The sequence below is a fragment of the Helicobacter sp. T3_23-1056 genome, from assembly GCF_053654535.1.
In genome coordinates, this window is the sequence record NZ_JBSIUU010000028.1 from 1 (window position 1) to 20533 (window position 20533).

The 20533-nt window shown below is 40.2% G+C and carries 18 protein-coding genes and 1 pseudogene; 14 read left to right on the plus strand and 5 right to left on the minus strand.

The window, feature by feature from the left end:
* Positions 1 to 107: 107 nt before the first annotated feature.
* Positions 108 to 3635, minus strand: coding sequence for a hypothetical protein (locus ACWIUO_RS11520; protein ID WP_454178035.1), 3528 nt, complete (start codon positions 3633 to 3635; stop codon positions 108 to 110).
* On the opposite strand from ACWIUO_RS11520, the gene ACWIUO_RS11525 reads away from it, so the two are divergent.
* Positions 3624 to 3779: a hypothetical protein gene (locus tag ACWIUO_RS11525; RefSeq protein ID WP_454178036.1), complete on the plus strand. Its 156-nt coding sequence runs from the start codon at positions 3624 to 3626 to the stop codon at positions 3777 to 3779. The genes ACWIUO_RS11520 and ACWIUO_RS11525 overlap by 12 nt on opposite strands.
* An 817-nt stretch (positions 3780 to 4596) precedes the next feature.
* Here ACWIUO_RS11525 and ACWIUO_RS11530 read toward each other — a convergent pair.
* From ACWIUO_RS11530 to ACWIUO_RS11545, 4 genes are all read right to left on the minus strand, one after another.
* Positions 4597 to 5061: a hypothetical protein gene (locus tag ACWIUO_RS11530; protein WP_454178037.1), complete on the minus strand. Its 465-nt coding sequence runs from the start codon at positions 5059 to 5061 to the stop codon at positions 4597 to 4599.
* Positions 5062 to 5102: 41 nt separating this feature from the next.
* Positions 5103 to 5288, minus strand: a complete 186-nt coding sequence (locus tag ACWIUO_RS11535; protein WP_454178038.1) for a hypothetical protein — start codon at positions 5286 to 5288, stop codon at positions 5103 to 5105.
* Positions 5289 to 5312: 24 nt separating this feature from the next.
* A complete protein-coding gene (locus tag ACWIUO_RS11540; protein WP_454178039.1) occupies positions 5313 to 5447 on the minus strand; it encodes a hypothetical protein in 135 nt (44 codons plus the stop codon).
* Between the two features lie 300 nt (positions 5448 to 5747).
* Positions 5748 to 6959: a phosphoglycerate kinase gene (locus tag ACWIUO_RS11545; protein ID WP_454178040.1), complete on the minus strand. Its 1212-nt coding sequence runs from the start codon at positions 6957 to 6959 to the stop codon at positions 5748 to 5750.
* 234 nt (positions 6960 to 7193) lie between these two features.
* Between ACWIUO_RS11545 and hisD the strand changes: the two genes are divergently transcribed.
* From hisD to ACWIUO_RS11610, 13 genes and pseudogenes are all read left to right on the plus strand, one after another.
* Entirely contained in the window at positions 7194 to 8504 is a 1311-nt protein-coding gene (hisD, locus tag ACWIUO_RS11550; protein WP_454178059.1) for a histidinol dehydrogenase, read from the plus strand.
* 111 nt (positions 8505 to 8615) lie between these two features.
* Positions 8616 to 8882: a DUF2018 family protein gene (locus ACWIUO_RS11555; protein ID WP_454178041.1), complete on the plus strand. Its 267-nt coding sequence runs from the start codon at positions 8616 to 8618 to the stop codon at positions 8880 to 8882.
* Positions 8883 to 8900: 18 nt separating this feature from the next.
* Complete coding sequence (locus ACWIUO_RS11560) at positions 8901 to 9308, plus strand: hypothetical protein (protein ID WP_454178042.1); 408 nt, start codon at positions 8901 to 8903, stop codon at positions 9306 to 9308.
* 150 nt (positions 9309 to 9458) lie between these two features.
* Positions 9459 to 10505, plus strand: a complete 1047-nt coding sequence (locus ACWIUO_RS11565; protein WP_454178043.1) for a polyprenyl synthetase family protein — start codon at positions 9459 to 9461, stop codon at positions 10503 to 10505.
* Complete coding sequence (locus ACWIUO_RS11570; RefSeq protein ID WP_454178044.1) at positions 10505 to 12205, plus strand: glutamyl-tRNA reductase; 1701 nt, start codon at positions 10505 to 10507, stop codon at positions 12203 to 12205. The genes ACWIUO_RS11565 and ACWIUO_RS11570 overlap by 1 nt, the downstream gene beginning before the upstream one ends.
* A 60-nt stretch (positions 12206 to 12265) precedes the next feature.
* A complete protein-coding gene (locus ACWIUO_RS11575) occupies positions 12266 to 14125 on the plus strand; it encodes a proline--tRNA ligase (RefSeq protein ID WP_454178045.1) in 1860 nt (619 codons plus the stop codon).
* 129 nt (positions 14126 to 14254) lie between these two features.
* The gene (locus tag ACWIUO_RS11580) at positions 14255 to 14791 is read left to right on the plus strand and encodes an FxsA family protein (protein WP_454178046.1); all 537 of its coding nucleotides are present in this window, start codon (positions 14255 to 14257) and stop codon (positions 14789 to 14791) included.
* A gap of 20 nt (positions 14792 to 14811) precedes the next feature.
* A pseudogene (gene hemC, locus ACWIUO_RS11585) lies at positions 14812 to 15831 on the plus strand (hydroxymethylbilane synthase); the annotation flags it as partial.
* Between the two features lie 327 nt (positions 15832 to 16158).
* Positions 16159 to 16761 carry a hypothetical protein gene (locus ACWIUO_RS11590; protein WP_454178047.1) on the plus strand — a complete coding sequence of 201 codons (603 nt, stop codon included), beginning with the start codon at positions 16159 to 16161 and terminating at the stop codon, positions 16759 to 16761.
* On the plus strand, positions 16755 to 17312 hold the full coding sequence (locus ACWIUO_RS11595; protein WP_454178048.1) for a DUF6115 domain-containing protein: 558 nt from the start codon (positions 16755 to 16757) through the stop codon (positions 17310 to 17312). The genes ACWIUO_RS11590 and ACWIUO_RS11595 overlap by 7 nt, the downstream gene beginning before the upstream one ends.
* Positions 17313 to 17373: 61 nt before the next feature.
* The gene (locus tag ACWIUO_RS11600) at positions 17374 to 18297 is read left to right on the plus strand and encodes an arginyltransferase (RefSeq protein ID WP_454178049.1); all 924 of its coding nucleotides are present in this window, start codon (positions 17374 to 17376) and stop codon (positions 18295 to 18297) included.
* 59 nt (positions 18298 to 18356) lie between these two features.
* Positions 18357 to 19310 (plus strand): phosphatidylserine decarboxylase, encoded by a 954-nt coding sequence (locus ACWIUO_RS11605; RefSeq protein WP_454178050.1) that lies wholly within the window; start codon positions 18357 to 18359, stop codon positions 19308 to 19310.
* A gap of 30 nt (positions 19311 to 19340) precedes the next feature.
* A complete protein-coding gene (locus ACWIUO_RS11610) occupies positions 19341 to 20444 on the plus strand; it encodes a thiamine-phosphate kinase (RefSeq protein WP_454178051.1) in 1104 nt (367 codons plus the stop codon).
* Positions 20445 to 20533: the final 89 nt, after the last annotated feature.

Consider the following 20533-nt stretch of genomic DNA (forward strand, 5'->3'; position numbering starts at 1 on the left):
TCCAAATAAGCCTAAACCAAATCTAAGCCTAATCGGTCAACAATCCTAAGCCCCTCTCTAAAAAGCCCAAGATTTACCCCCCATAAAATCAAGCCCAAACCAAAGACTTACCCATCAATGTAATAAACCTTTTTCTTAGACTTCTTTTCTTTCTTTTTCTTTGATTTTTTGGACTTAGATTTTTTCTTGCCACCTTCGGCTATGCTTCTAGCTACGGCGTTGCCGTCTTTGTCGGTTACATAGTCGCTCCCGCCAAACCAATACGCGTATTTGAAGTTTAGATTTGTCGTTACGCCGTTAAACCAATCACTTGTAGCGACATTTTTACTCGTAGCATCTCTCTCTTTGGCGAAGCTAGAAGCATAGAAAAGCCCATCATAGCCGAAACTTAGCTCGTGGTTTTTCTTTATCATCCATATTAGATCAAACCCTAGATTCCCATACACCGCAGGCAGAGTGATTTGCCCCTTATCTGGCAAATTACCAATTCTAAAGTTGGTTTCTTGCTTATTTAGCATATTATACTTTACGCCAGCTTTGAAATTCGTGCGGAATTTATTGCCATACATTTTGTAGTAGCGCACATGCACGCCTAGTTGAGGCAGATGCCAATAAAACGCATCATATCTCTCATCAGCTCCAAGCGGGCGATATTTGGTATTAGCTAGATATGCTTCAGGCTTTGTTATCCTTGTGTTGTTTGAGGCTAGCATATCATAGCTTAGAGATACTTCAGGGCTTACATAGCTATTGCGCTTAAACTGATAAAATGTAACCCCACCTTTGACTTCCGCGCCGACATTGTATATTAGCGGGATTGCGTTTTTGTCAGCGGATTTTAGCTTCAGCTCCCACGAACCTGTTTTGGCGGTAAAGGTTGGCATATCTACCCCACCTCTTATGCTAGCTTTGATAAAGCCTTCCATCACTTTGCCAGGGATAGAAAAGGTTTTAAAATAATTCAGCCCCGCTTGCAAGCTATTGTTTTGGATACGCGTATCGATATTGCCTCGCAAAGTCGTATCCGTATTTACAAACTCATATCCCAAAAATCCACCAAAAATCCCTGCTGCTCTAAGATTTCTTTGCATACCAAAGAGTGCGCCACCTGCGTATTCTTGTGCATTGCTAGTGCCTAAATCCACATAGCTATGTGTGGCATAAGGCACAGCAAAGAAACGCCAATCACGCCTCCCAGTGTAAGGGATAAATATCGCATCTAGTTGGTCGATGACTTCAAAGTTATTATAGCCTTTGTCTAGATTTTGCCCCTTGCTTTGCTCTAAAGTTAGCTTAGCGATTTTCTCACGCGTTTTGTCTAGCTTTTTTTGATTTTTGCGTGTGTTTTTGGCAAATTTGCTAGAGCGATTTGTTAGACGAGACATATCATATTGCAATAGCCGTAGCTCTACTTCTTGATTGTAATACCTATCGCTATGGAAAGTCTTTGTAGTCATCGTATCTAGGATATTTTGGGTATTTACCGTCCTGCGCAAGCTAGATAGCGTGAGTGCGCGAAAGACATTTGCCCCATAGCTATCAGCCACATCAGCTACTAGGACGATACCTTTTTTGCCATCTCGCTCCACATGCTTTAGCTGAAGCCCTGTGGAAGCGACTAAGTGGCGATAGCCTAGCCTAGATTCAAAGCTACCTTGCTCGCCACTGCCATTGCCACTCTTCGCATTTTTTACGATATTTTTATACTCATAGATTTCATTTGGCTGGATATTTTCCCCAGCATTTATGGTGATAGAGTTATCCGCGATACCGATGACATTTTCACCACCTAAGATATGTTGCCCAGCTACTGAGCCTCCATTCCAGCTAGCTGCATCGCCATCTATGGTGATAGAGGCATTTAGCAGGGCGATGTAGTTTGTATCTGCGGTAGTAAATTTTCCATTCACTCCATTAAAACTCGTCATAAAGCCAGAATTTATGACATCTCTATTACCTATTTGTAGGTTGCCGCTTACTGTGCCTGTTGTTATGCTTAGGTTATTTACCAGAGAGCCATCGCGGATAGATATGCTAGCAGTATCCCTGTCTGTGCCTGCATTTGTAGCGTTTATCGTGCCACCTATGGTGAGGGAGTCTATGAGAGAACCATTTGTGATAGCTAGCCCTTGAAATGTGCCAGATTTTAGCTCTAGGGATTTTAGTCTAGAGCTACTTACTGATACGGTTGCGATGGCTTTGACTTGAGTGAGGGAAAAGCTCGTATTTGGTGCATCAAAGTTTTCAAACTTTAGCGTGCGTCTAGTGGATTCATTTGGGAATGTCTGTGTGCTTTGCCACCACGCTCTTCCTGTAAAATATGCTTGCCCAAGAGTATAAGAGACAGAGCCAGCATCTGTGCTACCGCTAAGAGTTAGCGTCATATCTCGCCAATAGCCTGTGTTTGATAGGCTTTGTCTCTGCAACTCAGCCAAAGAAGTGTATCCCGTACAAGCACTAGTCGTCCAATACCCTATACGCCCCTCATCTCTATATCCTGTGCTACGACAGCCAGCCGCTAGAGTATCTAGGGCGATACCAGCTAACAATGCACTTGTGGCTAGGGACAACGCTAGGCGTTTTTTGGGCGTTGGGGTTGCTTTTTTGTCATTGCGAGCGGATTTGACAAAATCCGCGTGGCAATCCAAATAAGCCCCCTCCGCAAGGGATGGGGAAACAATGCCGTCATTGCGAGCAAATGCGACAGCATTTGCGTGGCAATCTATTTTGTTTATATCGTAGTGTGGATTGCCACGCAAAAATTCGCTTACGCTCTTTTTGCTCGCAATGACGGAAGTTTTTTTGTGAGATTTTGCAATCTTGTCATTGCGAGCGCAACTTGTTGCGCGTGGCAATCCAAAATAAGCCCCCTCCCTTGCGGATGGGGTTTTTGCTTCGGCTAGCACCTCGCAACCCGTTGGGTGAGGGTGGGTGTCATTGCGAGAATTTGCGACTTTGTCATTGAAAGAATTTACATTGCCGTCATTGCGAGCAATTAGATTCTGCATTTTTGCAGAATCTAATGCGTGGCAATCTACTTTGTCTATATCGTAGTGTGGATTGCCACGCTCACTGCGTTCGCTCGCAATGACGGAAGTAGAGTCATTGTCCGTAATGACGGAAGTTTCTTTGTCATATTGAGACTTCGTTTTTTGGCTTGTCATATTGAGGGCAGCGCCCGAAATATCTCTATTTATTTGCGCATTTTGAGATACTTCGCTACGCTCAGTATGACAAGATACCCACCCCCTAGCCCCCTCCGCAAGGGAGGGGGAAATAACGCCGTCATTGCGAGCGCAACTTGTTGCGCGTGGCAATCCAAAATAAGCCCCCTCCCTTGCAAAAGTGGCAACGCCTCTTAAAGCCCCCTCCCTTGCGGAGGGGGTTTGGGGGTGGGTAGATTTTGCGCTAGCAAAATTTGCAATCTTGTCATTGAAAGAATTTGCATTACCGTCATTGCGAGCAATTAGATTCTGCATTTTTGCAGAATCTAATGCGTGGCAATCTATTTTGCTTATTCTGCATTGTAGATTGCCACGCTCACTGCGTTCGCTCGCAATGACGGAAGTGGAATCATTGTCCGTAATGACGGAATTTTCTTTGTCATATTGAGGCTTCGTTTTTTGGCTTGTCATATTGAGGGCAAAACCCGAAATATCTCTGTTTGGGTTTTGAATTTTAGAGATACTTCGCTTGCGCTCAGTATGACAAAATGCTTTTGTATAAGCAGAGTCATTATTCGTAATGACAGAAGTTTCTTTGTGAGTCTTGCGATTTAGCGATTGAGGGCTAGAAAGATTTAGCGCAGAGTTACTCTCTCTCTCTCTCTCTCTCTCTCGTTTTTGCGCTTGTGTGTTTGCTAAGCGCGACTTGCTTTACACCTTGTGTGTTTGTCTGTGTGTTTTTCATAGTGTCTCCCTTTAGGATTTGCCTTAGGTTTTGACGCATTGTCAAAGCCTTAAGGTTTTGGATTTTATCTATCTACCCCAAAATCTACAAAGTTTTTTTTGAAGGTTTATTTGCAAGGTTTAGCAAGATTTAGCAAGATTGGCATAAAAATCTATGCCAAAATTTGTTTTTAAATCCTGCGTTTTAATTTGCATTTAAAAAACTCGCGTTTTAAAACTTGCTTTTTAAAAACTCGGGTTAAAAAACTCGCATTTCAAACCTGCATCTAAAAACTTCGCAAAAATCCTTTAGATTTTGCTAAAAGTAAATAGTGCGTAAATGTTAGTTAAATCTTTCTTAAACAACCCTTAAATATTTGAAAACATAGTGAAAAAATGCAAAAAATTTGTGATTTTTACAAAAAAAAAAAAACGGCACAAAAATGGGCAAAAAATGAGGGAGTTTTGATAAAACATTATTGTGGAATATGGTGGATTAAAAAAGTGTAAAATGTGGAGAATGTGGAAAGGAATATAAAAAATGTTGGATTTTGGTGTAAAAGTAAAATGTTAAAAATATGGCGGAAATATTTTTTTGTATTGTTAGATTTTTGCGACTTTGTCAAAATGTGGAAAATGTAGTAGGAATATTTTTGTCATTGTGAGAAAAACTACAAGTGGTTTTTTATGAAAATCCGTTGTGTTTTTATCATTGGGGCAAATTTGCATTGCCGTCATTGCGAGCAATTAGATTCTGCATTTTTGCAGAATCTAATGCGTGGCAATCTACTTTATTGGGTTTGTAAAAAGCGTGTTTTGCGCTTTGTGGATATAGATTGCCACGCTCACTGCGTTCGCTCGCAATGACGGAAGCATAGCCTTTGTCTGCAATGGAGGAAGCAGAATCCTTGTCCGCAATGACGAAAGTGGAGTCATTGTCCGCAATGACGGAAGTTTCTTTGTCATATTGAGCGCGTGAGCGCCAAATATCTCTGTTTATTTGCGTATTTTGAGATACTTCGCTTCGCTCAGCATGACAAGAAACCCACCCCCTAGCCCCCTCCGCAATGGAGAGGGAATAAGAAGTGTGCGAATCCACAATGGAGGGGAAAATCCTGCCATTGTGAGAATTTACATTGCCGTCATTGCCATGCGGATTTGTCAAAATCCGCATGGCAATCTACTTCGTCTATATTACATTGTAGATTACCATGCTCAACTAGCGTTCGCTCGCAATGACAGAAGTATAGCCTTTTTCTGCAATGACGGAAGTTTCTTTGTCATATTGAGGCTTCGTTTTTGGCTTGTCATATTGAGCGCGAAATATCTCTGTTTTAGTTTTTGAAGTTTTGAGTTACTTCGCCTCGCTAAGTATGACAAAAATTTTTTGTGGATTGCCACGAATCTAGGCTTTTGTGAAAAAGCCTAGATTCTCGCAATGACTGAAGTGGTGGAATTATAGATTGCCGCGCTCACTGCGTTCGCTCGCAATGACAGAGGTAGAGTCGTTGCTCGCAATGATGATATACTTCGGTTTCTTACGAAACCCCAGTATGACAATGTTTTTTTTGCTTATGAATTGCCACGCATTGAGTTAAAATACAACGCTTCGCAATAACAAAGAAAATGAAAAAAAAAAAAAAAAATAGATTCTCTCCCTGTAAATTCATAGCAACCTTTTCAAAAAATTTTTAAAAAACATTTCAAAAATCTTTAAAACCCCCCCCCCCAAAAAAAACCTTAAAAACCTTAAAAATCTTAAAAACCTTAAAAATCTTAAAAACTGAAACCCTTAAAAAACTTAAAAAACTTAAAAAACTTAAAAAAACCTCCATTAAACCTAGCCATCATAAAATCCGCTTATTTTTTATCTAGCACTTCAAATGCAGGCAAAATCTTGCCCTCTAGCAACTCTAAACTAGCCCCACCACCTGTGGAAATAAAGCTCATATTATCCCTCTCCCCCGCTTTTTCTACCGCATCTGCGGTATCCCCACCGCCGATTAGCGAAAACGCATAAGTCTCAGCGATGGCGTGTGCAAGGTTGAATGTCCCGCGAGAAAATTGCGAAATCTCATAGATTCCAAGCGGTCCATTCCATATTATTGTCTGGCTTGCCTGTATGACTTCGTTAAAAAGCTTCGTGCTAGCAGGTCCCATATCTACGGCTTTGTAGCCCTGCGGGACATCTTGGGCGGGCGTGATTTTGATATTTGTGTGAGATTTTATATCATCAGTGCTTACCACATCGACAGGCAAGTAGATTTTGACATTTTTTTCCTTAGCTTTTTGCAAGATTTTTTGTGCTTCATTGATTAAATCTTTTTCCACCATAGAATCCGCCATATCATAGCCAAGAGAGGCTAAAAAAGTATTGCTCATAGCCCCACCGATGATGATTTTATCCACCACGGATAAGATATTTTCTAGCAGGGCTAATTTTGAGCTTACCTTGCTTCCGCCTACGATTAGTAGCACGGGTTTTAGCGGATTTGCTAGGGCTTTGGCAAACGAATCTATTTCTTTTTTTAGCAAAAGCCCTGCCACTTTTTCTTTGACAAATTTGCTAACCCCATAAGTGCTAGAATGCGCCCTGTGGCTCGTGCCAAACGCATCATTTACAAACACATCGCAATGGCTTGCCAAAGATTTGCTTAGCTCATCGCTATTTTTTTCTTCCCCCTCATAAAATCTAATATTTTCTAGCAATATAATGCTCCCTTCCTCTGCTTGTTCTTGCAAAGAAGCAAGCGACTCGATAGAATCCGCAAAAACCACATTTTTATCTAGCAATCTCTCTAATCTTTTTAAAATATGTTTTAGCGAAAATTCTGCTTGTTTGCCTTTGGGACGCCCTAGATGGCTTACAAGCACGATACATTTTGGTTCATTATCCACGCAATAATTTATCGTAGGCAATGCCTCTCTTATGCGCGTATCATCGCTAATGTCAAATTCCTCGTCCATCGGCACATTAAAATCCACGCGAATCAAAATCCGCTTATTTTTTAGGCTAATATCTTTGACCGTCTTTACTTGCTGCATAAATGAAATGCCTGCTACTTGCTCCATTTGGGCTCCTTTTTTAGAGAAAATTTAGTGATATTTTTGGCGATAAAAATAATCTAAATTTTTTATTTTTAATGTGGGGAATCATACCATAAAAGCGAAAATCTTTAAGCCATTTTGGCAATTATGCTATAATTGCGACTTTTACAAAAAATCATAAATACGCATTTGGCAGGGCAAATAGCGTGGCAAAAAGTGGCAAATGCTACAACAAACAAAAGTGAGGTAAAAACAATGATAAAGATTTTGAAACATACACAAAAAGATTTTGAAACAGAGTTTGATAAAATCCTTTTGCGCGGAAGCGAGGATATAAGCGAAGTAACCCCAAAAGTAGAATCTATCCTGCACGAAGTGAGAGAAAATGGGCTTAGCGCGCTATTATCGCAAGTAGAGAGATTTGATAAATGGAATCCTAAAAGTTTGGAGGATTTGCAAATCACACCAAAAGAATGCCAAGATGCGTATAACTCGCTAGATAAACGCACAAAAGAGGCTTTGCATATCGCTTATGAGAGAATCTATGCTTTTCATTCAAAAGAAAAAAAGCAATCGTGGCTTGATTTTGAGGCAAATGGCAGTGTGCTAGGCGCAAAATATAGCCCTGTGGAGCGTGCGGGGCTATATATCCCGGGGGGCAAAGCTAGCTATCCTAGCTCACTTTTGATGAATGCGATTCCAGCAATCGTAGCAGGCGTGGAATCTATCGTTGTTTGCACGCCCACACCGCTAAAGCAGACAAATTCACTGCTTTTAGCCGCATTGCATATTTGCAACATAAAAGAAATCTACAAAGTCGGCGGTGCAAGCGCAGTGGGGCTAATGGCGTATGGCATAAAATCTAGCGCGCAAAATCCAAGCATAAAAAAAGCCGATGTTATCACAGGACCGGGAAATATCTATGTCGCCACCGCCAAAAAGCTAGTCTTTGGCGAAGTGGGCATAGATATGATAGCTGGACCTAGCGAGATCGCTATCATCGCGGATTCTAGCGCAAATGCGGAGTATCTAGCGCACGATTTGCTATCCCAAGCCGAGCACGATGAGATGGCTAGCTCTTTTCTTTTTACCCCTGATGAAAATCTAGCCAACATCGTAAGCCAAAAAGTAGAGCAGATTTTAGAGTCGTTGCCAAAAAAAGCCATAGCAAAATCTAGCATTGACAATCGTGGCGCGATTATCATTTGTAACGACATAGCGCAATGCGTGGAGCATTGCAACGCCCTTGCCCCAGAGCATTTAGAGCTAATGGTGGCAAGCCCTTTTGAGCTATTGCCAAGTATCAAAAATGCGGGAGCGATTTTTTTAGGCACAAATACGCCAGAACCCATAGGGGACTACTTAGCAGGACCAAACCACACTTTGCCTACAGGTGGCAGTGCTAGATTTTTTTCTCCCTTAGGCGTGGAGCATTTTATGAAAAAAAGCTCGGTGATTTATTTTTCAAAAGAAGCGATAAACACACTTGGCGCACCTTGTGCGCATTTAGCAGAGCTAGAGGATTTGCACGCGCACGCAAAAGCGGTGCTTGCACGAATAAAATCTTAAAGTAAAATCTAAAAATAGCGCAAAATCTAAACATAAAATCTAAAAAAGATTTTGGATATAATCCAAAAATATTTTGCAAGCTAACACAAAAACCAAAATAAAGGATAAAAAATGTGGGAAGAGCTAGATAATGGGCTAGAAGTATTGCAAGGCGACCCTATCAAAAAATGGTGCGAAATAATCCTAAACGCCTCGCCTACGCTTGCGCAAAAAGAGCTAGAAAGAATGCTAGAAATGCTTGCGGTTTATGAGCTAGCGTATGAGGAAAATGGCGGAGATTTGCGCAAGTTTTTGCATACGCACAAAGAAGCCATAGAAGCAAAAAAACGCGATATTGCTATTGATTCTAGTGCGAAGATTTTGAGTGAAAATGAGTAGATTTTAGTAGGGGGTTTTATGCGCCGTTTTGTGATTTTTGGATTTTGCTTTTTGCTACTTGCTACGCATTCTTGGCTAAATGGAGCACAGCCTGTGTGGGACTATGAGGAAAATCTAGTGCTAAAAAAAGATGAAATCTATCAAAAAAGTTTTCAAATCGCAGGGGTGCAAAAAGAGCTAAAATTTTATTGGACATTGTATAAAAACTACGGACTTGTGGTAAATCTAAAATACGATAAATTCCCATATCAATTTATCCTCTACACAGATTATGCGCGAAAAAGTTTTAAGATTCCGCTATCTAGGGCAGGGGATATTCGCGATATAGAAGTGTTTTTAAGTTTTTTAAAATACGACTATGAAAGCAAGGAAGCGACCCTGTGGCTAGGCGTGCTATATCCCCAAAAAATAAAAAGCGGGAGTTAGGAAAAAACTTTGAGCTAGCATAGCTAATAACAAAGGCTTAAAAAATATCGCATTATCTTAAAGAAAACACAAAGCAAAATAAAGGTAAAATCCTTTGGTGTTTTTAGGTAGCATTTCTAGGGAGTTTTAAGAAATTTCTAAGGAGAGACAATGGCAAGTGCGACAAATACACATCACACACAAAAACTACAAAATCCACACGCACAAAATAGGCAAGATTTAACCAAAATCCTAGCCGATGATTTTTTGCCATTGATACAATCGCGCTGTGATGAGTGGATAGCTAGCCTAAAAAGCCCAAATATTGACAAAATCTACTCAGCTATAAAATCTGGCAAAATGCTACGAAGCAAGCTAATATTTGCCATTTTAGGGCAAAGACTCTCAAATCCAAAATCTACAAATCCTACAAAATCTAGCAACATTTTAGAATCTGCTATTGATTTATGTGCGGTTATTGAGCTTGTGCAGTGCGCGTCTTTGTTGCACGATGATGTCATCGATGAGGCAAAGACGCGCAGAGGTGTGCCAAGCGTCAATGCCACTTTTGGCAACAAAAACGCCATTATGCTAGGCGATGTGCTGTATTCAAAGGCGTATTTTCATTTGGCAGATTTTCCTTTAAGCATTGCCAAAAGCGTATCAAATGCCGTATGTGCGCTATCAAGAGGGGAGATAGATGATGTGCTTTACTCAAGCGAATTTCAGCCTAGCTTAGAAGTATATTATAAGATTTTGGAGGATAAAACCGCCTCTTTAATCGCTTCAAGTGCGGAATCTAGCGCGATTTTGGCTGGGCTAGATTCTCTTAAATATTATGAGTATGGCAAAAATTTGGGGCTAGCGTTTCAAATCGTTGATGATTTGCTAGATATTACCCAAGATGAAGCGACTTTGGGCAAGCCAAGTATGAATGATTTGCGTGAGGGAAAAAGCACTTTGCCTTATATTTTGCTTTATGATGAAATAGATTTGACAAAAGATTTTGCCAAAAAAGAGGAGTTTTTATCGCATTTTTATAAGAGAGATAGCGTGGCGATAGAGTGGTTTAAGAAATCATTTGACACATATAAAATCATAGAAAAAACCCAAAAAATCGCACAGGATTTTATCGCAGAAGCCCTAAATGCGATAAAAGATGAGCAAAATCCCACGCTAGAGCAAATCGCAACTTCAATGATAGATAGGAGGTTTTGATGCAAGTGCAATATCTAGCCCTAAGTTTTTCGCACAAAAATACCCCCATAGATTTGCGCGAAAAGCTCGCATTTCCTCAACGCGATTTTATGCCAAGCGTGCAGAGTCTGCAGAGTGTGCAAAGTAGTTTTTTGCAAAATAATAGCGATAAATCTAGCCCCATAGCCCAAAATCACTACAAAAAAGGCTCGATACAAGATTTTTTATTAACTCTAAAATCAAAAGTGCCAAGCCTAAAAGAAATCCTTTTGCTTAGCACTTGCAATCGCGTGGAGTTTTATATCATCACGCATAGCCCCGAAGAGTGCATAACAGCGGTGCTTGATAGCTTTGCGCTGTCGCGTAAAATCCCGCTAAAAGAGCTAGAAAAACACTGCAAAATCGCACAAAATGCCGAAGCCCTGCATCATCTTTTTAGCGTGGTAAGCGGGCTAGATAGCGTAGTCATAGGCGAGACACAAATCGTAGGACAAATCAAAAGCGCGTATAAACTGTGCTATGATTTGGGCGTATGCGGGCAGGAAATCACGCGTTTAGCGCATTTTGCATTTCGCTGTGGCGGGAAGGTAAGAAGCCAAACCCATATCGGCAAAACACCGCTATCTGTGGCGTCTGTGGCGGTAAAAAGGGCGTTAGAATTTATCCATAAAACAAAAAATTCTACCAAAAACACAGAATCTAGCAAAAAACTTTTAGCACAAAAACTCACGCAAAATCTAACGCAAAATTTTTCACAAAATCTAGCGCAAAATCCGCAAATAAGCGCGCTTATCATCGGCGCAGGGGAGATGGGCAAACTTGTGATTAGGCATTTGCTAGATTCTAGGATTTCTATCGCCTTTGCCAATCGCACGCTTTCAAACGCTAGCAATTTCCTCTGCGAACTGCAAGAAGAGGGCAAAGATATTAGCAATATCACGCTTTTGGATTACAAAAGCCTAAAATCCACGCTTGATGATTTTACGCTTGTATTTTGTGCTACGGGGGCTAGCAGGGCGATTATCAAAGAGGCAAAATCTAGGGATTTTAAGCGAGCGTGGTTTGATTTGTCTGTGCCTAGAAATATCGAGGTGGCAAAAATCCCAAAAGATTTGCATATTTTTTGCGTAGATGATTTGAAAAAAACCATAGATGAAAATCTAGTCGGCAAAAAAATCCAAGCCCACCAAGCCTATGCGATTATCGGCAATGCTGTGGGGGAATACTTTTCGTGGGTGCAGAGCTTTGATGTGTTGCCACTCATTAAGACAATGAGAGAAAATGCCAAACTTGCAAGCCTACAAGAGCTACAAAGGGCTATCAAAAAAGGCTACTTGCCACAGGAATTAGAAAACGAAGTCAAAATCATCTTGCACAATGCGTTTAATGTGTTTTTGCATAACCCCACGCTAATGCTAAAAGAACTAGCAAACACCCAAGAGGGCGATAGTATCATTGATGCGACAAAAAGGGTATTTGAAGAAGTGCCACCAAGCAAAAAAGAAGCAAGAGAAAAAAATCATAACAAAAATCAAACAAGAGAAACGATAGAATCAAAAGCAAATGAATTTTTTGGCACAAAGCAAAATGCAAAATCTAACGATTTGCAAAAAACCAAAGAAACAAAAAAGGCAAAAGAGGCAAAAGAATCTACAAAACCCAAAAGAGCGGATTTTATCAATCGCTACAAATGCGAATATGACACGACTTCTACGCCTTAAACGCGTATCAAAATGCGCAAAATGTGTTTAATTTTGCAAAATCTAACCAAAAGGACATAAATGCTTTTTTCAAAAATGCTACTCCCAACTAGCAAAGAATCCCCAAAAGACGCGATTTTAAAAAGTCATCAATACCTTGTGCGAGCGGGCTATATCCACCAAATAGGAAGCGGAATCTATAATTTTTTGCCATTAGGCAAAATCGTCCTAGAAAAAATCAGCCAAATCGTGCGAAATAGGCTAGGGGAAGCAGGTGCGCAAGAAGTCTTGCTAAGTTTTGTAACGCCTGAGGAACTATGGCAAAAAAGCGGGCGAAGTCAAAACTATGGCAAAGAGCTTTTGCGATTTAGTGATAGAAAAAACACGCCATTTTTGCTAGCCCCCACGCACGAAGAGAGCATAACCGAGCTAGCAAAAACCTACATAAAATCATACAAATCCCTCCCGCTAAATCTCTACCAAATCCAGCTAAAATTTCGCGATGAGCTTCGACCTAGATTTGGGCTACTTCGCACGAGAGAATTTATAATGAAAGATGGATATAGTTTTCACGCAAATAGCGCGGATTTGGATAGGGAATTTGACCTTATGTATAAAACATATAGTGCGATTTTTAGCGATTTGGGGCTAGATTTTCGCTGTGTGGAGGCAGATAGCGGGGCGATAGGTGGGAGCGGGAGTAAAGAGTTTATGGTGCTAGCAAGTAGCGGGGAAGACACGCTAGCAGTGTGCAAAAACTGCGAATATGCAGCAAACCTAGAAGTAGCAAGGCGGGCAAAAAGACTGCCTCCGCGTGATGAAAATGGAAATGAAATCCTGCCACCAAAAGCGGATTTTGCGAAATTTTCTACGCCAAATGTAAAAAGCATTAGCGATTTATGCGCGTTTTTTCATATCAATCCTTTTTTTACCATCAAAGCGGTGGTAAAAAAATACACCAAAAAACCTTGCAACCTAGAATCCACAAGCACAAAATCCACGCAATCAACAAAAAAAGATTCTGCCCAAAATCAATATTCAAACCAAAATCTAGCCCAAAATCCTGCGATTTTGCAAGAGGATTTTGCTGTGTTTTTCTTGCGTGGCGATGATGAGCTAGAAGAAATAAAAGCCCTAAACGCGCTAAATGCAAATGGATTTAATGCGTTAGAATTGCTTGATGCAAGTGAGGGTGAGCTAGAAAATATAGGGCTTATAGCAGGGAGTATCGGTGCGTATTCTTTGCGCGCTATCATCGGGGAGAGGGCGATTATTTTTGATAATGACTTAAATGGCGCAGATGATATGATTTGCGGTGCAAATGAGAGGGAAAAGCATTTTGTGGGGGTGGATTTGGATACATTTGAAAATCTTGTTTTTGCGGATTTGGCAGTGGTAAAAGAGGGGGATATTTGCGCAGATTGTGGTGGCAAAATCATTCACAAAAAAGGCATTGAAGTAGGGCATATTTTTAAGCTAGGGGATAAATACTCTGCCCCCCTGCAAGCGAAGTTTTTAGATGAAAATGGCAGAGAAAAGCCCTTTATTATGGGGTGTTATGGCATAGGCATTAGCAGGATTTTAAGCGCGATTTTGGAGCAAAAAGCAGATGAAAAAGGCTGTGTGTGGAGTAGGGCAGTCGCGCCTTTTGCCTTGCAAATCATTATCGCAAATATCAAAGACAAAATCCAATATGATTTTGCTCTCACGCTTTATGAGAGTCTAAAACAAGTGGGCGTAGAAGTGGCTTTAGATGATAGGGATTTGCGATTTGGCGCGAAAATGGCAGATTTTGAGCTTATGGGGAGTGCAAATTTTGCTTTGATTGTCGGCAAGGGGCTAGAATCAAATCGCGTAGAAATCATCAAAAGAGATGGTTTGCAAAAAAGCGAGATAGATTCTAGCAGTGTATTGGAGCGAGTGCTAAAAATCATCAAATAACGCCTAAAATAAGGGATTTTAGATTTTTTAGATTTTTTAGATTTTGAGATTGCAAAAATGACAAACTAAATGGAATCACTTTTGCAAGACATAAATCACAAATGAAACACATCACAAAAAGGGGAGCAAATGCCAACACTTATCATTATCGGCTACATTGCCCTAGAACTACTTAGCTTTAGCCTGTGGGCAAGCACACTTGGATTTTTTAGCCTTTTTTTAGAGATTGTGGGGAGTGGGTTTTTGGGGCTATGGCTTTGGTCTTCGCGCACGCGCTCGCTTAGTGCCTCGCTAAATGACATTATTTATTTTATGTATGAGGGGCGGATTTTGGATTTGCTAAAAAGCAATATGCTTTTTTATTTGGGCGCGATTTTGCTGATTTTGCCCGGGTTGGCTGGCGATAGCGCGGGGGTAATTTGCATTTTGGCTAGCTTTTTGATACAGCCAAAACCGCTTGATAGCGACTTTACAAGGGATTTGCGACATAGGCAAAATCGCCAACATAGTGAGTATGAAACATTTGATTTTGACACCAAGACAAAGCATAGTAACATTAGCGATGATGATATTATCGAGGTGGAAATCATTGAAGAAAATGATAAGCAAAAATCCTCTATCCAACGCAAAAAACGCAAAAATAGCACAAAAAACGATAAAAAATAAGGATAAAAATGGCTAGAGAAATGGCTAAAAACAATGCGTGCAAGCACAATTTATGCGCGCTAAAAAAGCAAAATCTAATCATAGGCACGCGTGGAAGCGCGCTAGCTCTATGGCAAGCCCACCACATACAAGCGCGACTAAAAAATGAACTAGGCATAAAATCTACTTTGCAAATCGTAAAAACTAAGGGGGATAAAATCCTAGAAGTCCCGCTTGCCAAAATCGGTGGCAAGGGACTTTTTACCAAAGAATTAGAAGAGCTTTTGTTAAAAGGTGAGATTGATTTAGCCGTGCATTCGCTAAAAGATGTGCCTGTGGAATTGCCAAATGGGCTAATGCTAGCTAGCATAACAAAGAGAGAAGATGTGCGTGATTGCCTACTAAGCCATAAGTATGCTAGTTTAGATTCTCTGCCAAAGGGGGCAAAAATCGGCACAACTTCTTTGCGCAGGGCTATGCAGATTTTGTTCAAACGCCCTGATTTAGAGACATTATCACTAAGGGGAAACCTCCAAACAAGGCTAAAAAAACTAGAATCTGGCGATTTTCACGCCATAATGCTAGCCGCCGCTGGGCTAAAAAGGCTTGGCATAACAAATGAGCAAGTCGCGTATATAACGCCATTTGAAGTCGATGAGATAATCCCTGCTATGGGGCAGGCTTGTCTTGGCATAGAGTGCAAAAATGATAATCCAAACCTCATATCCGTCCTAAAATCCCTAAGCGATGATGAGGCACAGATTTGTGCGGGTGCGGAGATGGAGTTTGTGCGGGTGCTAGATGGGGGGTGTCAAGTGCCTATCGGCGTGCATTGCAAAATCATAAAACCTAGCACAAAGCAAAATGCGACAAATACGCAAGCCACGATAAAAATAAATGCGATAGTAGGACTGCCAAATGGGGAAAAAATCTTAAAAGAATCTATCCAAAAACAGCTCATTACAAATGAGATTTGCCCTCCAAAAAGTGCGCAATCCACAGAATCTATCAAAACCACAAAATCTGCGCAATCTAAAAAAGAGATTTTGCCAAACGCACAGCCACAAACACTTCTGCAAAAAGAGAATCTACAAGCCAACCAAAATCTAGCAAATGCGATGGCAAGAGAGCTAGCACAAAAAATGATAGCGCAGGGCGCAAAAGAGATTTTGCAAGAGGCACTTAGCTTTTGGGATTAGATTGGGATTAGATTTTGGATAATTTTACTGCCATAAATATTTTTGCGAATAAATATTGTTGCATTGTTATTTCACAAAAAATGCTAAAATCCTAACTTTGTTTCAATTTGTTTCGCGCTTTAATCAACCAAAATCCACGCATTAGCACGCATTAGCAAACCAAAAAACGATAAGCGAGAATCTAGCCAAATGAGCCAAACTACAAACACCAGCCAAACTCAAAATCTAAAAGAATATTTTATCAAAACCACGCAATCGCTAGGGATTCAAACTAGAATCGTGCCCTGCGCATTGGAGCTAGAATACGCCCCACTAAAAAGCCTAGATAATCCAAATGCCGAAAAAATCGCAAAAGAATACCAAATACTAGGCGAGCAGGGTAGCAACACTATAAGCCAAGCGATGAGCTATTTGCATAAAGAGGGCGATAGCACAAATGCGATGATTATCGAGCTTTTATCACAGATTTACCAAAAAGTATCAAGGATAGAGCGCGTAGTGATGAAAACAAGCGATGAATTTGTGGCATTAGAGTGCAAAGCTAGCATTGCAGCATTTGGACACGGAGTGATATGCTGCAAGGAAGAGTGCTTTGGGGTAGGGGAGGATTATTATGCTAGGTTTGTCTTGCCAAATATTTTGCAAAGGACGATTGGCGTATATGCAAAATCCCTAAGCCCACAAATCTTAAAATTTACCTCCATACATTCTAGCGATGTGAGCGCGCTAGATAACTTTATAGCTTCTAAAGAGATGGAGCAACTTAGAAAAGCAAAGGATAAAAAATGTTAGCAGCGATAGATAAGGAAATGTTGTTTTTCTGCCTTGTTGGCGTTGGATTTTGCGTGGTGTGTTTGTTTGTCTATGTGGTGGCAAAAGATAGGGATACAAACAAACGATTGCAAAGGTTTGAAGGCGCGCTTACAAGCCTTGCAAAAGAGATTTACAAAACCCAAAAAGGTGTGGAAAAATTTGAGCAAGAGGGTAATAAAATAGATTTTCTAAACGCCACAGATAGTGGCATAGGCACGCTAGCAGGCGAAAATGTAAAAACCTCTTTGCAAGAAAAAATCACATCTATGAGCAAAAAAGTAAATGAGCTAGACAAAGACATAGATATGCTAAAAAGCCATTATGATGAAAAAATCATTAGCTTAGAAAACAAACTAAAAGAATACGGGCATTTCACAAGTGGCGGTGGCGATATAGATGAGAAAAAAATCGTTGAAATGTTTCAAACAGGTTTTAGTATCGATTCTATCGCAAAGCAGCTTCGTATCGGGCGTGGCGAGGTAGAATTTACCCTAAAACTTGCAAATATCAGCTCCCCTAGCACAAAATAAATGTATGAAATAAATGTATAAAAAACATAAAAATTGCAAAATAAATTTATAAGGCTTTTTCTTGTTACAAATCGCAGAATTTTTCTCTAACCCAAAAGAAACTTGCAGTTATTTTGGCGATAGATGCGCACATTTTCGATATTTTTATATTCAAAATTGCACGAGTGAATTTTGTCAGGGGCTAATCGAGCGAGGCTGGAGGCGGTTTGGAGAGTATTTTTTTGTGCCAATTTGTGCGGGGTGTAGGGAGTGCATTTCGATTCGACAGCTTGTAAGCAGATTTGACCCCAACAAATCCCAAAAACGAATAATCGCAAAAAATACCGACACGCTTATCACTATCACGCGTCCAAGTGTCGATGATGAGCGTTTGGCTTTGTATGAAAGCTATCACAAAGCGATGAATGTCAAAAAAGGCTGGAGCTATCGGGGAATCACAAAAGAAATATATAGTGATAATTTTGTCTATGGTTACAATAGTTTTGGGTATGAAATCACCTATCGCATAAATGGGAATCTAGTGGGCGTTGGGTATTTTGACTTGCTAGGAAATTGCATTTCTTCGACCTATTTTTTTTATGACCATAATTTTGCGCATCTTAGTCTTGGCACTTTTAATATTTTGACCCAACTACTAATCGCAAAGCGCAAAAATCTTGTGTATTTTTATCCGGGATATTGGATAAAAAATCATTATAGTATGGGATATAAAGAGCATTTTAGACCTTTTGAAGAGCTACTAAATGCGCCCGATATTTTTGAAACGCCTATTTGGAAACCATATCTTGCAGAATCTATAAAAAATCATAATCTAAAATCTAGTATGGATTCTACTGGCAAAACGCTAGATTCTAGCCAAAAATCTAGCGCGCAATCTAGCAAAAAATCTATCAAAAAAACCACCCCAAAATCTAGCCCAAAAATTCGTCCAAAACCAAATGTGGCTAAAAAAGCAAACAAAAATAAAAATATAAATGTGGGCTAAAACACAAAAACTAGTCAAAATCTAAACAAAAATCCACACCCCAACACAAAGGATAGCAAATGCCACAAAATCAGCCACAAGACACAAAAATCCACACACAAAATAATGCGCAAAATGACGCACAAAACAACACGCAAAAAAACGCGCAAAACAATACAAAAATCACCGCAAAATCCGCTACAAATCACGCCCTAAGCAACAAATTATCCCTGCTTTTTGGCAAATTTGCAAACTATCCATTTCCGCGCTTTTTTCAAGTCATTGTAAATTCCGTGTATGTGCGGATTTTTCACATTGATTTAAGCGATTTTGCCCCTGCGCATACTTACCCCACGCTAAATGCACTTTTTACGCGCTATTTGACAAAGCCACGCAGTTTTGACACAGATACAAAAACGCTCATTTCCCCAAGCGATAGCGTGATAATGGAGCAGGGCAAAATCTTTGTGGAGGATAGCGCGCTAAAAGCCCTGCAAATCAAAGGAATGTCCTATTCCATAGATGAGTTTTTGGGCGAAAATGCTACAAACCTAATCGCGCTAGATTCTGCAAAACCCCTTAGTTTTATCAATCTATATTTATCCCCTAGCGATTATCATCACTATCACGCGCCTTGTGATATGAGGATTTTAGAAGTGCGATATTTTGGAGGCGTGCTTTTGCCTGTCAATCCCCCATCTTTGCGCAAAAACCAAAATCTTTTTATACAAAACGAACGAGTGGTGGTGGTGGCAGAGGATTTGCGCGGGCAAAGGCTGTATTATGTCGCCGTAGGTGCGCTAAATGTCGGCAAAATGATTTTTCATTTTGAGCCAAAAATAAACACAAATGCCACGCCAAACGCAAAAGAAATCTATCGCTACAATCCCCCCATAGAAGTCAAAAAAGGCGAGGAATTAGGGACATTTATGATGGGTTCTACTATCGTGCTTATCGCACAAGGGCTAATTTTGCACTCACAGATAGGCACAAAAGTTAAGCAAGGTGATACTATCGCTTCGCTAGAATCCTAAAACCAAAATCTTGTATAAAGTAAAATCTAAATGAGTTTTGATAAAGAATCACTATTTTTGCGACTTTTGCATTCTAGCAATGTGCTAAAAGGCGTGGGAGATGACGGGGTATCGCTAAAATCAAAATCTAACATAAAGTCCAATATAAAATCTAGCACAAAATCTAGCGGAGTAGATTTTGCAAAAAATAGTTTTGCTAACCAAACAAGATTTGCTAGCATTGTAGATTTTGCAAGTGAGTTTATCATCTCAAATGACGGATTTTGCGAGGGAATCCATTTTAAAAGAGAATGGCTTAGCTTGGAGCAAATCGCTACAAAAGCAATGCTTGTAAATATCTCAGACATCATAGCGATGAACGCACGCCCAAAATACGCGCTATGCAGCGTTGTCCTGCCAAATCTTAGCCCAAATGAAGTGGCAAAAATCACAACCGCGCTAAGCAATGTGGCAAAAGATTTTGGCATAGTATTTATCGGCGGAGATACGATGAGCGGGGATAGGCTAGATTTTCATATCACGCTTTTTGGGATTTTGCAGGGGAAAATCCTAACGCGCAAAGGCTTAAAAAAAGGCGATTTAATCTTTTGCACGGGCAGGGTAGGGGAGTGCTTAAAATCATTGCGATTTTTACAAAAACAAACTACGCTAAAAAGCCAAAATGATAGTAAAAAACGCTTAGGGCAGGGCAGAGGGCAAATAAAAATTAGCGCAAAATCTAAGCGATTTTCTCGCTTTGTATCCCCCACACTTCGGGCAAACTTTGTCAAATCTATCGCAAATTTTGCGCATTGCGGGCTTGACATATCTGATGGCGTGTATGCCGAACTAAACCGATTAAGCGCGCTAAATCATCTAGGATTTTGCTTAGCCAACACTACAAAATCTGCAAAAAATATTAAAAAAAGCGACAAATTAGCAACTACAAAACCCATAAAATCCTGCATTATCCTACCTAAAATCCTGCAAAAAAATGCCTATCAAAGTGGCGAAGAATATGAAATGCTTTTTGCCATCTCGCCAAAAGATAAACTAGCCCTAGCGCGCAAAGCCAAGCAAACTCGCACGCCACTTTGTTTTATCGGCATCTCCAAGACACAAAAAACGCATTTTAGGGCAAAAATCTGGCACTAGATTTTAGCTTGTGAAATATTGCAAAAGTCGTTGAAAAAATTTAAGTAGTTTTAAAAAAATCTTGTCAAAAAATTCGTAAAAAATTTTCT

Coding starts and splice junctions, on each gene's coding strand:
- ACWIUO_RS11545 (WP_454178040.1), bottom strand. CDS start 6,959: ATGGAGCAAGTAGCAGGCATTTCATTTATGCAGCAAGTAAAGACGGTC.
- ACWIUO_RS11580 (WP_454178046.1), top strand. CDS start 14,255: ATGCCAACACTTATCATTATCGGCTACATTGCCCTAGAACTACTTAGC.
- ACWIUO_RS11590 (WP_454178047.1), top strand. CDS start 16,159: ATGAGCCAAACTACAAACACCAGCCAAACTCAAAATCTAAAAGAATAT.
- ACWIUO_RS11555 (WP_454178041.1), top strand. CDS start 8,616: ATGTGGGAAGAGCTAGATAATGGGCTAGAAGTATTGCAAGGCGACCCT.
- ACWIUO_RS11565 (WP_454178043.1), top strand. CDS start 9,459: ATGGCAAGTGCGACAAATACACATCACACACAAAAACTACAAAATCCA.
- ACWIUO_RS11520 (WP_454178035.1), bottom strand. CDS start 3,635: ATGACAAGCCAAAAAACGAAGCCTCAATATGACAAAGAAAATTCCGTC.
- ACWIUO_RS11560 (WP_454178042.1), top strand. CDS start 8,901: ATGCGCCGTTTTGTGATTTTTGGATTTTGCTTTTTGCTACTTGCTACG.
- ACWIUO_RS11595 (WP_454178048.1), top strand. CDS start 16,755: ATGTTAGCAGCGATAGATAAGGAAATGTTGTTTTTCTGCCTTGTTGGC.
- ACWIUO_RS11570 (WP_454178044.1), top strand. CDS start 10,505: ATGCAAGTGCAATATCTAGCCCTAAGTTTTTCGCACAAAAATACCCCC.
- ACWIUO_RS11605 (WP_454178050.1), top strand. CDS start 18,357: ATGCCACAAAATCAGCCACAAGACACAAAAATCCACACACAAAATAAT.
- ACWIUO_RS11530 (WP_454178037.1), bottom strand. CDS start 5,061: ATGCGGATTTTGACAAATCCGCATGGCAATGACGGCAATGTAAATTCT.
- ACWIUO_RS11575 (WP_454178045.1), top strand. CDS start 12,266: ATGCTTTTTTCAAAAATGCTACTCCCAACTAGCAAAGAATCCCCAAAA.
- ACWIUO_RS11610 (WP_454178051.1), top strand. CDS start 19,341: ATGAGTTTTGATAAAGAATCACTATTTTTGCGACTTTTGCATTCTAGC.